A 13,208-nucleotide genomic window follows, 5' to 3' on the forward strand; every position below is an offset into this window, starting at 1 on the left:
GCGTGGCCCGGTCGCCCTGATCACCCCTCCACCTGCGATTCCACTACCCATGCCGCAATTTGTGCGCGTGAGTTGAATCCCAGCTTCGTCAGGAGATGTTCCACGTGCCCCTGTGCGGTGCGGGGCGATATCACCAGCCGCGCGGCGATCTCCTTGTTGGTCAGCCCCTCGGCGATGAGGGCGGCAACCTCACGCTCCCGCTTCGTCGGTGTGGGCGACGGACCGGCGGACGTCGGAGAGGGCGAAACCTGCTCGCCCAGCGCGTAGGCGACTGCTGCGTCGAAGCCGAGCGCCGCACCCTTTCTGCGGGCCGCGGCGAAGGCCTGCTCACTCATCGCCTCTCGGGTCCGGCGTTCGCACTCGTCCTGGTACACGCTCATGCCGGGCACCAACACCGTCGAACTGCCCACCGATCGGATGCACTCGTCTGCGGCGCCCATCAATACGACCGCTCGTTCCATATTGTGTTCCTCCGCGGCGAGCCACGCGAGCGCCTGCAGGCACACACTGGCGCTGAGCCGGTCGTTCACGCGACGGTCGATCTGGAGAGCCTGCCCGAGGAGCTGCGACGCCCGTGCGCTCTCCCCGAGCCGCCACACCGCGACAGCCAGCGCCCACAGCGAATACGACCGATACACCGATTCGCCCTGCGCCTCGGTGATCGCGAGGACGCGCTCATGGCATTCGACGGCTCGTTCCGTGTCGTTCACGAGGTCGTGCGTCATGCCGAGACCCACGACTGCGGCGACCTCGTAGAGGTCGTTGCGTGCCGTGAACCCTCGGACAGCCTTCTCGAGATGTGCGCGGGCGTCGGAAAGGCGCCCGGCGAACAGTGCCGCGTAGCCGGCCGCGTGGTCGGCGTGCGCACGCACCAGCGGGTCGCTCGACTGAGCGGCAACCGCCTGCGCTTGCTCCGCCAGCGCGTCCGACACGGAAATGTCGCCCTGCACTCCGGCCAGCATACTGCCGGCGTAGAGCGCCTTGACGCGATCGCCGGTAGACTCTCCCGGTTCTCGAGCGAGGAGGCGACCGAGCCATCGCCGACCCTCGCTGAACAATCCCCGGGACAGCCAGAACGGGTACAGTGCGGCAGCGATCCGCAGTCCCGTTGCGGGACTGTCGGACATGCAAAAATCCAGCGCCTCACGGAGATTCGGTTGTTCCCGAGTCAGTCTGGCGATCAACGCGAGCTGCCGGGAACTGATCCATTCGGTTTCCGCCTCGACCGCCAGCCGCTCACACCAGTCGCGGTGTCGACGGCGAAGCGCGGTGTAGTCGCCCCTCTCCTGCATCTTTTCCCGCCCGTAGGCGCGCACGGTCTCGAGCATTCGGAACCGCACCGCGGAACCCGACTCTTCTCTCGTCAGGATCGACTTGTCGACGAGAAACGTCACGGTGTCGAGGAGGTCGTCTGCGTCGTCGCCATGGCAGACCTGTTCCGCGGCCTCGAGTTCGAAACTGCCCGCGAACACGGAGAGCTGCGCCCACATCCGTTGTTCCGCAGGTGTGCACAGGTCGTAACTCCAGTCGATGCACATCCGCAACGTCTGCTGCCGGGAAGGCGCGTCCCTGCTGCCGCGAGTGAGGAGTAGGTAACGATCGGTGAGACGCTGCAGGATCTGATCGGGTGTCATCGCGCGTAGCCGGGCCGCCGCCAGTTCGATCGGCAGCGGCAGCCCGTCCAGCCGCTGACAGATTCGGGCGATGGTGACCTTGTTCTCCTCGGTGAGCTCGAATCCGGGGACTACGGCGGCGCCGCGTTCCGCGAAGAGGGTGACCGCGTCGTTGCGGGGCGGTCCTTTCGGCAGGTGATCGGGATCCGGGACGGGCAACGGGGGAATAAGAAGGGCTGTTTCCCCACCGATTCCGAGCGGTTCGCGACTCGTCGCGAGAATTCGCAGCCGAGGGCACGCGCGCAGCAGGATTTCGGCGAGTTTCGCGGCCGCGTCCACCACCTGCTCGCAGTTGTCCAGCACGAGCAACACTTCACGCGGGGCGAGGAACTCGACGAGCACCTCGTGTGAAGGTCGCGCAGACTGGTCACGCAAGCCCAGTGCGGCCGCTACGACCCCCGCGACCAGCGAATCGTCCAGCAGCTCAGCCAGTTCCACCAGTGTCACACCGTCCGAGAAGTTTCGTTTCGCTTTGGCGGCTGCACGCAGAGCAAGCCGGGTCTTTCCCACCCCGCCGATTCCGGTCAACGTCACCAGCCGCGACGTCGAGAGCAAGTTCGTCGCCTCGGCGAGTTCCGTGCGGCGGTCGACGAAACTGGTCAGCTCCAGCGGAAGTCCACCCGTTCGGCCCGAATCCGCCGGCGACCACGACGGCCGGACTGGCTCTCCGCCATGCGCTGCCCCCGGTTCCGCATGCATTGCCATCTCGTCGACCGGGAAGCCGTGCTGCAGTTGGGACTCGCGGAGTTGCCGACCCAGTTCCACTGCGGAGGGGCGAGCGCCTGCCTCTGCGGACATGGCACGTTCGATGACAGCGCTGACCCCCTCGGAAATGCCGTGTTCGCGCGGGTTCGGCACCGGCTCGGACGTGATCCTCAGGAACTGTGCCACCACCTGCTCACCGCTTCGGCGTTCGAACGCCGCATGACCAGTGATCGCCGCGAACAGGGTGGCACCGAGGCCGTACACATCGGCAGCAGCACTCGGGGGCTCACCGGCCACCACCTCGGGGGCGGTGAACGCCGGCGAACCCGTCACGACGCCGGCCGTGGTTTCGAACCCACCGGCGATGTGAGCGATGCCGAAATCCGTCAGCGCAGGCTCGCCGTAGTCGGTGAACAGGATGTTCCCGGGCTTGACATCGCGATGCAGGATCCCGAGCCGGTGGGCAGTTTCGAGGGCGCCGGCAATCTTCACCCCGAGTCGCAACGCTTCGTCGAGCGGGAGCGGCCCGTGGCGCCGGATCCGCTCGTCGAGCGACCCCTGGGCGTGGTACGGCATCACGATGAAGGGCCGACCGTTATCGGTGACACCGGCGTGGAAAACATTGACGATGTTGGGGTGACCGGTCAGCCGGCCGGCCGCACGCTGCTCACGCAGGAACCGTGCCCGATTCTCCTCGTCGAGGTCTGCGGTGAGGACCTTGACCGCCACGGTGCGGTCGAGCGCAGCCTGCGTGCACCGGTACACGACGCCGAAACCGCCGCGGCCGATCTCCTGGGCATCCTCGAATCCGGCCGCCGCCAACTCCGCCGTGACCGAACCGGACACGTCGCGTTGCGTCGCGAACGGATCGACGTCCGTCATCGACTACATCGATTCATCCCGCTCGAGGCACTGCCGAACGAATGCCACACTGCTCACCTCTCGACGATGTACCCCAGGATATCGCCGCGCCGCACCGCTGCGAAGTCGACGAGAATGGTGAACACGGGGTTGGCTGCACAACCGAAGGCGAACCGAGTGGCTCGGAATGAGCCACCCGGTCGCTCTCAGCTCGTGCGCTGGCACACACGTCCTGGTCGTTATCGAAGCGACCGCAAGCCCACGCGGAGCTCGTTTACCAAATGCTGGGGCTGCTCCCAGGCGGCGAAGTGCCCGCCCTTGTCGAGCTTGTTGAAGTGGATGAGGTTGGGGTAGGCCTTCTCTGCCCAACTGCGCGGTGCCTGATAGAGCTCGTCGGGAAAGACGCTCACGGCAACCGGGATGGAGACGCTACCCGCGGCGAAGAACGGGGCATTGTTCTCCCAGTAGAGACGAGCCGCCGACAACGCCGTGTTCGTCAGCCAGAACAGGGTGATGTTGTCGAGGATGTCGTCTCGCGTCAGACCTTCGGGCTGTCCCGCGAAGACCCGCGAGATCAGCGCCAAACTCGCCGGGTCGTGGTCGATCATGAACGCGGCCAGACCGACGGGCGAATCCGCCAATCCGATCAGTGTCTCCGGCCGCGACCCCATCTCCACGGCGTAGCCGATGTGCTGATAGAAGAATGCGAGCTGGTCGCACGCAGCCTGTTCGTCGTCGGACAGATCGGCGGGCACGGGATGCCCGGTGAGGAGCGCCTGGTCGATCTCGGGTGGAACCACCTTGGCCATGTTGGTGTGAATGCCGAGCAGTTCCGGCGGCCCCTGCACCGCCATCGCCTCTGTCACGATCGCACCCCAGTCCCCGCCCTGTGCCACGTACCGGTTGTACCCGAGGCGCTTCATCAGCTCCACCCAGGCACGTGCGATGCGGTCGGGGCCCCAGCCGGTCGTCGTGGGCTTGCCCGAAAATCCGTAACCGGGCATCGACGGAATCACCAGATGGAAAGCATCCGACGCGTCACCACCATGGGCGGTGGGATTGGTCAGGGGGTCGATGATCTTCAGCTGCTCGACGATCGAACCGGGCCACCCATGTGTGACGACGAGCGGCAACGCATCCTCGTGCTTCGAGCGGACGTGAATGAAATGAATGTCCAACCCGTCGATCTCAGTGATGTACTGCGGCAGAGCATTCAGCTTCGCCTCGACCTTGCGCCAGTCGTATTCCGAGGCCCAGTACTGCGCCAGTGCCTTGCTCGTCGCGAGCGGTGTGCCCTGCGACTGATCTGCGACGGTTTCCGTTTCGGGCCAGCGGGTGGTCTCGATGCGCTCACGCAGTGCCTCGAGTTCGGAGTCGGGGAACTGGGCTGTGAACGGCCGGATGGTGACGTCGGTTGCGAAAGACATGAAGGGTTTCCTTGCTGTGTTGGTTGTTGTTCGAGAAGGTTTTTGTTGGATTGGCGCCGCTTCTGACGGGGCCAGGGAGCGATGACGTTGGTTCGGCCCTCGGGGGAGCGTTCGACGGTGCGACCGTCTACCTCGGGGTGCTGCTGCCCCAGCCGTCGAGGATCTCGTTGCCGATGGTGATTTCGGCGCGGCGGTCCTGCCTCTGGTGGCGTTGACGGTCGTGCCGGCGCTGCTGCATGGTGTTGTCGTGATCGCGGGGGATGTCGTGGCTGGCGACGGCTGCGAGGGGGATGGGCGCCGGCGTGCTGGTGGATGCGGCCGCGACGCCGGCGGGGATGATGGCGAGTGCGGCGGCGGCGACTCCGACGGTGGCGAACCGCTTCCAGGACGTGCTGGTGGTGTGTGTCTTGATGTGGTGTTGGTGTGTGCTGTTCATGCCGATAAGACTCGCAATTGCGCGGCGAGTGGGACGGCGAAGATCTACGTGCTTCACTACCCGCATTTCCTACGCAGGTACCCGCGGGGACCAGCGAAGCCCTCGATGAGTTCAGCCCGGGTCCGCACCCAACGCAGCGGGGGCACTGCCCGAACTAGGGATTTCGGGACTCGATGCTCTCCTCGCGGGCGATCCAGGCGGCAAGCTGCGCGCGGGATCGATGCCCGGTCTTCGTGAGGATGCGATCTACATGTCCTTCTGCGGTACGGGGCGAGATAACCAACCTTTCCGCGATCTCCTTGTTCGTCAGTCCCTCGGCCACCAGCTTTCCCACTTCTTTTTCACGAGGTGTGAGTTTCACCTTCGCTGCAGGAGTGGCCGGCGCCGGCTTGGACGTGCGCTTTTGCAACGCGAATTCGATCGACGCGAGGTGTTCGAGACGCTCACCGACCCGGGATTCTTTCTCGAACGCAGAGTCACCCAGCAGCTGACGGGTGCGTTGTTCGTAAGAAGTCCGCATACGGATCAACGTGTCGTTTCCGAAGAGTGGAGTGCTCCCCATCTCGCCGCACAGTGTGCGCCCGATACCGAGCAGGCGGGCGGATCGGACGGGGTTTGCTTCCTCGATCGCGATCCACGCCAGAATCTCGGTGCATGTACTCACGCCCAACCAGTCGCTCAATGACTGCTTCAGTTCGAGCGCTTCTTTCAACGAGTCCGAAGCTTGCGGGTACTTGCGCTGGGTCCACAGGGCAAGTCCGCGGGCCCACAGCGCCCATGACGTCGAGAAGTGCTCCTTCAGCGACTTGCCTGAGGCGATGGTGTCGTCCGCCCAGGCAAGGGATTGTTCCAGGTTTCCGGACAGGCAGTGCACTAAAGCGAGCTGAGCGCCGCCCAGCAGTGTCAGGGAGTTGACTTCCCCTGACTCTGCGTGAAGTGCCATGCCGGCAGTCAGATACTCCAGCGCGACGTCGAGATTTCCGTTTCCGAGCATCTCCGCCGCACCCCGGAACTGAACTGCAAACGCCTGGGCGGTTCGATCACCGATCGCTTCCGCGACTGCGCTGCATTCCAGCAAATACTGCTTGGAGGTCGGGTTGTCGCCCTGAACCATGGCGTTCCACGCGATCACCCAGAGCGCTTTCGCCCTCTCACTGCTCGGCTCCCGGTCGGCCTCCAAGGCCCGGGTCAGCCAGTACCGCCCGTCGCGCAGCAGGCCACTCGCGTTCCAGAAGAACCACAACGCACCCGCCATCCGAAGACCGGTTCGGGCCTCCCCGGGGGTGGACAGGCAGTACTCCAGCGCCGCCCGCAGATTCGCCCGCTCGTGCCGCATACGACGGTTCCATACCAGCTGCCCTGACCCCAGTGACTGGCTCTCGCTGCGTTCGGCCAAACGCAGGAAGTAGTCTCGATGATTCCTGCGCCACGCATTCGCGTCGCCGTGCTCGGCAAGTTTCTCGGCCGCGTAGTCCTTGATGCTTTCCAACAGTTTGTATCGAACGGTGGATCCGGATTGAACGGTGGAAATGACCGACTTTTCGACAAGACTGGAGATCAGGTCAAACGCGTCCGGAACGATGTCCGGATCGGTGCAGACGCTCTCGACCGCATCGAAATCGAACCCGCCCGCGAAGACGGACAGCCGCGCCCACAGGGCTTGTTCCTCCGGCGAGCACAGATTGAAGCTCCAATCGATGGCGCCACGCAGCGTTTGATGCCGTACCGGTCCGCCACGGTTTCCTCGCGTCAGAATTTCGAAGAGTGCGCCCTCGCGCGACAGGACGCGGTCGAGGGGAAGGGACCTGATCCGGACCGCTGCGAGTTCGATCGCCAGAGGGATGCCGTCCAGCCGCTGGCACAGGCGTGCAACCTCCAGGCGGCTCACGTCGTCGAGGGTGTATCCGGGGACGACGGAGGCAGCGCGTTGCTCGAAAAGATCGACCGCCTCGGAGTGAAAGCTCTTGGCGTTCTGTCCGTCGGCGAGTTGAGCTTCGTCGGGGACCGGCATGGGGGGTACCTCGAACACGGTCTCACCCAGCACACCGAGAGGCTCCCGACTGGTTGCCAGGATCTCCACACGGTCCGACCGCCGAACAACCTCGGCGGCGACGCTTCCGCTCGCCTCGATCAAGTGCTCGCAGTTGTCCAAAACGATGAGTGCATGTCTTCCACCGAGGAATTCGAACAGGTAGTGACTACCGTCCGCATTCATTCCGTCTCGAATGTCGAGCGCCTCGGTAATCGCGCTGACGACAAGGTCTGGAGTGGAGATCGCGGCGAGATCCACAAACCAGACGCCGCCGGTGTAGGTTCTGCGCACTTCCGAGGCGACGCGGCACGCCAGCCGGGTTTTCCCTACCCCACCAAATCCGGTGAGGGTCACTATCCGGGAATCCGACAGACGGGCCTTGACTGCGGCTACTTCATTGCGGCGTCCGACGAAACTTGTCACTTCGCGAAAGAATTCGTGTGCATGGGAGACGAGTTGGTGAGGCGGCGGCACCCTCACGTCCTCCTTTGGCTGCACGGCTCCCGCTTCGGCGTGCAGTGCCATCTCGTCAACGGGAAAACCATGGAGGCGTTGAGATGCTCGGAGTTGTTGACCGAGTTCCGTGGCGGAGGGTCGGCCCTCCGAGGTGCCGGACATGGCACGTTCGATGATCGTGCTGACGTCCTCGGGAATGCCGTGCTTCCGTGGGTCCGGACCGGGCTCGGCGGCAATCCTCAGGAATTGGGCCACCACCTGCTCCCCGCTACGGCGTTCGAAGGCAGCGTGACCGGTCATCGCAGCGAACAACGTGGCGCCGAGGCCGTACACGTCGGCAGCGGCACTCGGGGGTTCGCCGGTCACCACCTCGGGGGCAGTGAACGCCGGCGAACCCGTCACGACGCCGGCGGTGGTCTCGAACCCGCCGGCGATACGGGCGATGCCGAAATCTGACAGTGCCGGCTCGCCGTAGTCGGTGAGCAGGATGTTTCCAGGCTTGACGTCGCGGTGAAGGATCCCGAGGCGGTGGGCAGTCTCGAGGGCACCGGCCATCTTCACCCCGAGTCGCAGCGCTTCGTCGAGCGGGAGAGGTCCGTGGCGGCGGATCCGCGTGTCGAGTGAGTCCTGGGCGTGGTACGGCATGACGATGTACGGCCGACCGTTGTCGGTGACGCCCACATGGAGGACATTGACGACATTGGGGTGCCCGGTCAGCCTGCCCGCGGCGCGCTGCTCGCGGACGAAACGCTCCCGGTTCTGCTCGTCGAGGTCGGCGGTGAGGACCTTGACCGCCACAGTGCGGTCGAGGGCCGCCTGGGTGCAGCGGTAGACGACGCCGAAACCGCCGCGGCCGATCTCTTGTGCGTCCTCGAATCCGGCAGCCGCCAGATCGGCCGTGACCGAACCCGACGCGTCGCGTTGCGTCGCGAAGGGATCGTCGTCGGTCATAGACCGGATCGATTCTTCCGGTCCGAGCCACTGTCGAAGTACACCACCCTGGCCTCTCGAGGAGATACCCAAGGATATCGCCGACGGCCCCCATCCGATGGCCGACTTTACGACCCACTCGGGCAGAGTTTTCTCGAGATTCCCAACTTTTCCCCCGAGAACCGAGTAGCCCCGCACATCGGCGGGTACCCGGATTCCACGCTGCACCCGGGCTCGACGGCCCCGGGCAGCCAGGCCCCCTGGCCGGTCCCCCTCGGCCGGGAGGGCCGTCTGCCGTTCGTGTCCGAGGACGCCCCCCTCTTCCTCGGACGCGGGCGGCACCGTGTCCGCCTGCACGTGGTGCGGTCAGAACGGGCGACGATACGCCGGTGCCCGGCGACATCCTGTACGTGGCCAACGGAAGCCGCAGAATACTGTAATCGTTCACACGACCCGCCGAAGCCGAAACACGGTTGTCATTTTCTGCGCACCTTGCACATCGAATGGGCGCTCGCATAGTCACTTTGACGTTGACGACGCTTCAAAGGTAGGCCACGATCATGCGACAACCGGGCTGCGGCCCCGCGTCGTGACCCGACAAAGGTCGCTACTCGGCCGTCCTCGCCCGCAACACTTCCGAGGTATTCGCCGCAAGTAGTTCGATACAAGGAGTCGCACGTGGGCGCTGCGCAGATCGTGTTCTTAGTCGGCCTTGCTTCTCTCATCGTGGCCATGGCGCTACGCAAGAACGTCATGATCCCCGCGATACTCGCGACATTTGCCACGGCACTTGCGTACAGCGGCAGCGTCCCGAATGCCATCATGTCGGTGTTCCGGGCCACCATCACTTCCGGCACCGCGCTGTTCGAGATCTTCATCGTCATCGCCGCGGTGACTTCGATGCTCGCGGCGATGCGGGCGATCGGTTCCGATGAGGTGATGGTGCGCCCCATCAGTCGGTGGATGGTCAATGGCCGCGTCGCATACATCGTGTTGTTCGTCTTCACCTATCTTCTCTCGTTGTTCTTCTGGCCGACCCCGGCACTGGCCCTGATCGGTGCGGTCCTACTTCCTGCCGCGATCAAGGTGGGTCTGCCACCGCTCGGAGCCGCGGTTGTTCTCGCGATCTCCGGCCAGGGGATGTCGATCGCCTCCGACTACGTGATCGGTCTTGCGCCGTCGATTTCCGCGAGCGGCGCAGGAGTTCCCGCCGATGACATTGCCGACCGTGCCCTGGTGATCTCATTGATCGTCGGTGTCACCGCGGCGGTGCTCGCCTACTTCCTGACCGTCCGCCGCAGGATGCGAACGGACGCAGTTCCGGGCACCGACCCGATCGGCGGAACCGTGCATCCCCCCGGTGGTGTCGGTGGTACGCCCGGTGGCACGTCCGTCGGTTTCTCACCGAGCCCGGACGTCGCGGTCTCACCCACCGTCACGGACGTGCTCGACGAGGAACTGCCCGGCTTCGAGGACGACGGAACGAGAATCACGGATCGCCCGACACTGACCCGCGCGTGGGCGATCGGCGTGCCCGCCGCGTTCCTCGCCGTCCTGGCCTACATGTTGGTCGGTCGTTTCACCGACCTCGTCCCCTGGGAGGACGGTGGCGGCGGTGCAGAACGATTTCTGCTCTCCCGACGGGTCGCTGGCACAGAGGGGTTTCGACGTGACCGCCCCGGTGGCGATGGCTCCGCGACTGGAGCACCTCGTCGCGTCCGCGCGCACAGCCGGGGTCCGGGTGATCTTCGTACGCACCCTGCACGACGAAACCACCGATACACCCCAGTGGCTCGGCCGTGTGGGCGAGGGACCGGACGCGGCACGCACCGGAATTACCTGCCGCACAGGAACACCCGGGGCAGACTACTATGCCGTCGCTCCGCACGACGGCGACGTGGTGATCACGAAGAACCGGTTCAGCGCATTCGTCGGCACCAACCTCGACCTCACTCTGCGTTCCCTCGGCATCGATTCCCTGCTCTTCACCGGCGTCGCCACCGAGGTGTGTGTCGAGTCGAGTCTGCGGAGCGCGCTGTTTCACGAATACTGGGTTTCGCTCGTCGAAGACTGCGCTGCCACCTACAGTCGAACAGCCCACGACGCTTCGGTGTCCGTCGTCGCACAGAACTTCGGCACCGTGATCACGGCCGAGAAGCTCGCGACGTTCTGGACTGCAGGATTGTGAACGGCTTCAGTCGGCGACGGGCGCGTTGAGCGACCGTCAGATTTTCGCCGGAGTCCAGTCGGGTGCCTCGACGAGGGCGACCTGCTTCAGGAGTGTCGCCGCCCGGCCGACGCCTTCGAGGGAATTGACGAGTGCGTCCTCGTGCTCGATGTTGAGGGTGCCGTAGTATCCGACCGCGCGGAGGTTGTAGACGAAGTCCGCCCAGAACGTGGCACCGGCCGGGTGACCGAGACCGAGGGTGACGTAGTTCCAGGCCCGACCCAGCGGATCGGTCAGCGGCCCGGTGTCGAGGAGTCCATCACGCTGCGCGGTCCAGGAGTTGATGCGGATGTCCTTCGCATGCACGTGGAAGATCGACGTTCCGAGCGCGCGAATGACGGTGGGGATGTCGGCGCCCATCCACATCAGGTGGGACGGGTCCAGGTTCGCGCCCACCACGTCGGCACCCGCGCTGTCGATCAGCCGGAGCATCGCCGAAGCGTTGTGCACGAGTTGACCTCCGCACGCTTCGACAGCGAGCTTGACGTCGTGATCCCGGGCGAAGGCCGCGAGCTCCTTCCAGTAAGGAATCGCGACCTCGTTCCACTGATAGGCGAGGACATCGAGGTTCTCCGGCGGCCACGCCGTGGTGATCCAGTTCGGGTTGGTGTCACCTTTCGCGCCCGGCAGTCCGGACATGAGGACGACGGTCGGGACGTCGAGTGCGCTCGCGAGTTCGACGGTCTTGCGGATGACGGCGTCATGCGCCTGTCCCGACACCGGATGCAGTTGGTTGCCGTTGGCGTTCAGGGCGCTCAGCGTCAGGCCCCGGCTGGAGATCTTCTCGGCGAACTCGGCGCGCGCGTCCGCGGACGAGACCAGTGTGTCGAGGTCGGCGTGCGGCGCCTCCGACCAGTTTCCCGTTGCGACCTCGACCGAGTTCAACCCGTGTTCCTGCGCGAGGTCGAGAGCTGTCTCGAAGGGTAGATGGCTGACCGAGTCGGTGATCAGTCCTATTTCCATGTCTGCTCTCCCTCATACTCGGTGCTTCGTCTAACTAGTACGTTCTAGTACTCCTATTTGTCAAGACATTCTCAGCTGTGACTGTGCAGTGGTGTTCCCGCGAGAGCGAGGTGTGCCTCGCCGAGCGCTTCGGCCTGAGTGGGGTGCGCATGCACGAGGGTGGCGACGTCGTCGGGGTAAGCGCCCCAGTTGACGATCAGTTGGGCCTCACCGATCAGTTCGCCCACGCGTTCCCCCACCATGTGGATCCCGACGACCGGTCCCTCCGTGGCTCCGGCGCGCACCAGTTTGACGCCGCCGCTGGTTCCGAGGATCTGACTCTTGCCGTTGCCGGCGAGGTCGTAGACGACGGTGGCGACGTCACCGTGCCGCTCGCGGGCCTGGTCTTCGGTGAGCCCGACCGACGCGACCTCCGGTTTGGAGTACGTCACCCGGGGGATGCCGCTGTCCTCGATCGGTGTCGGAGTCAGGCCGGCGATCGTTTCCGCGACGAAGATGCCCTGCTGGAATCCGCGATGCGCGAGTTGCGGTCCGGCGACGATGTCACCGACCGCGTACACGTCCGGCTGCGAAGTGCGCAGGGAGTCGTCGACCGTGACGAAACCGCGGGAGTCGAGTACGACGCCGTTCTCGGTGAGCCCGATGTCGGGGGTCCGGGGTCCGCGGCCGACCGCGACGAGCAACAGGTCCGCCTCGATCGTGTCGCCCGACTCCACCGTGACGCTGACCGTGCTCTCGTCCTGGACCGCTTTCGCGAATCGGGTGGCGGTCATGATCGTGATGCCGCGTTTGCGGAGGGCCCGGGTGAGTTGCTTCGACGACCACTCGTCCTCTGCGGCGACGAGCCGGGGCAGCGCTTCGACGATCGTGACGTCCGCACCCAACGATGCCCAGATACTGGCGAATTCGACCCCGATGACACCGCCACCGAGTACGACGACGCGCTTCGGCAGCTCCGGAAACGTCAATGCTTCGTCGCTCGTGAGGATTCGGCCGCCGATCTCGAGTCCGGGCAGGCCCCGGACCTGGGAGCCGGTCGCGAGGACCAGGGACGCGCCGGTGATCGTGCGATCGCCGACGTGGACGGTGCGGCCCCCGCCGTAGCGACCGGTGCCGTGCACCACCTCGATCTTGTGGCTGCGAACCAGCCCCTGCAGGCCCTTGTACAGGCGTTCGACCGTCGCGTTCTTGTACGCGTGGACACCGCCGAGGTCGATTCCGTCCAGCGTCGCACCGAGCCCGAGGGCCGACGCGTGCGTGACGGTGTCGGCGACCTCGGCGGCGTGCACGAGCGCCTTGGTGGGGATACACCCTCGGTGCAGGCAGGTGCCGCCGACCTTGTCCTCTTCGATCAAGGTGACGGTCTTGCCCAGTTGCGCGGCGCGGAAGGCGCAGGCGTACCCGCCGGATCCACCGCCGAGAATCAGGACGTCCGGTTGGTCGGACATGGGAAAACTCCCTCGGTCGGGCACGCCATGGGACGTGCAGCAAAAGGTCG

General features: G+C 65.2%; 7 protein-coding genes and 1 pseudogene. 2 read left to right on the forward strand and 6 right to left on the reverse strand.

The features are described 5' to 3' along the window. Positions 1–20: 20 nt before the first annotated feature. The 4 genes from RHA1_RS16350 to RHA1_RS16365 all read right to left on the reverse strand — a co-directional run bounded on the left by RHA1_RS16350 (position 21) and on the right by RHA1_RS16365 (position 8,541). Positions 21–3,260 (reverse strand): protein kinase domain-containing protein, encoded by a 3,240-nt coding sequence (locus tag RHA1_RS16350; RefSeq protein ID WP_011596013.1) that lies wholly within the window; start codon positions 3,258–3,260, stop codon positions 21–23. Positions 3,261–3,478: 218 nt separating this feature from the next. After that, entirely contained in the window at positions 3,479–4,666 is a 1,188-nt protein-coding gene (locus RHA1_RS16355) for an epoxide hydrolase family protein (RefSeq protein ID WP_011596014.1), read from the reverse strand. A 127-nt stretch (positions 4,667–4,793) separates the two neighbouring features. Next, positions 4,794–5,102, reverse strand: a complete 309-nt coding sequence (locus tag RHA1_RS16360) for a hypothetical protein (RefSeq protein ID WP_043780069.1) — start codon at positions 5,100–5,102, stop codon at positions 4,794–4,796. Positions 5,103–5,256: 154 nt separating this feature from the next. After that, the gene (locus RHA1_RS16365; protein ID WP_011596015.1) at positions 5,257–8,541 is read right to left on the reverse strand and encodes a protein kinase domain-containing protein; all 3,285 of its coding nucleotides are present in this window, start codon (positions 8,539–8,541) and stop codon (positions 5,257–5,259) included. Positions 8,542–9,198: 657 nt separating this feature from the next. Here RHA1_RS16365 and RHA1_RS53610 point away from each other — a divergent pair. Together RHA1_RS53610 and RHA1_RS44600 are read left to right on the forward strand one after the other, a co-directional pair. Beyond that, positions 9,199–10,140, forward strand: a pseudogene (locus RHA1_RS53610) (permease); the annotation flags it as partial. Beyond that, positions 10,127–10,708 (forward strand): cysteine hydrolase family protein, encoded by a 582-nt coding sequence (locus RHA1_RS44600; RefSeq protein WP_011596017.1) that lies wholly within the window; start codon positions 10,127–10,129, stop codon positions 10,706–10,708. The pseudogene RHA1_RS53610 and the gene RHA1_RS44600, both read left to right, overlap by 14 nt. Before the next feature lie 36 nt (positions 10,709–10,744). Here the strand turns inward: RHA1_RS44600 and RHA1_RS16375 are convergent, their stop codons facing one another. Further along, positions 10,745–11,710, reverse strand: a complete 966-nt coding sequence (locus RHA1_RS16375; RefSeq protein WP_011596018.1) for a sugar phosphate isomerase/epimerase family protein — start codon at positions 11,708–11,710, stop codon at positions 10,745–10,747. A 71-nt stretch (positions 11,711–11,781) separates the two neighbouring features. After that, positions 11,782–13,158, reverse strand: coding sequence for a dihydrolipoyl dehydrogenase (lpdA, locus tag RHA1_RS16380; RefSeq protein WP_011596019.1), 1,377 nt, complete (start codon positions 13,156–13,158; stop codon positions 11,782–11,784). Positions 13,159–13,208: the final 50 nt, after the last annotated feature.

This window comes from Rhodococcus jostii RHA1 (genome assembly GCF_000014565.1).
Taxonomy (GTDB): domain Bacteria; phylum Actinomycetota; class Actinomycetes; order Mycobacteriales; family Mycobacteriaceae; genus Rhodococcus_F; species Rhodococcus_F jostii_A.

Excerpts from the sequence above, each read along its gene's own strand:
- lpdA (WP_011596019.1), bottom strand. The coding sequence starts at position 13,158 with ATGTCCGACCAACCGGACGTCCTGATTCTCGGCGGTGGATCCGGCGGG.
- RHA1_RS16360 (WP_043780069.1), bottom strand. The coding sequence starts at position 5,102 with ATGAACAGCACACACCAACACCACATCAAGACACACACCACCAGCACG.
- RHA1_RS16350 (WP_011596013.1), bottom strand. The coding sequence starts at position 3,260 with ATGACGGACGTCGATCCGTTCGCGACGCAACGCGACGTGTCCGGTTCG.
- RHA1_RS16375 (WP_011596018.1), bottom strand. The coding sequence starts at position 11,710 with ATGGAAATAGGACTGATCACCGACTCGGTCAGCCATCTACCCTTCGAG.
- RHA1_RS16365 (WP_011596015.1), bottom strand. The coding sequence starts at position 8,541 with ATGACCGACGACGATCCCTTCGCGACGCAACGCGACGCGTCGGGTTCG.
- RHA1_RS16355 (WP_011596014.1), bottom strand. The coding sequence starts at position 4,666 with ATGTCTTTCGCAACCGACGTCACCATCCGGCCGTTCACAGCCCAGTTC.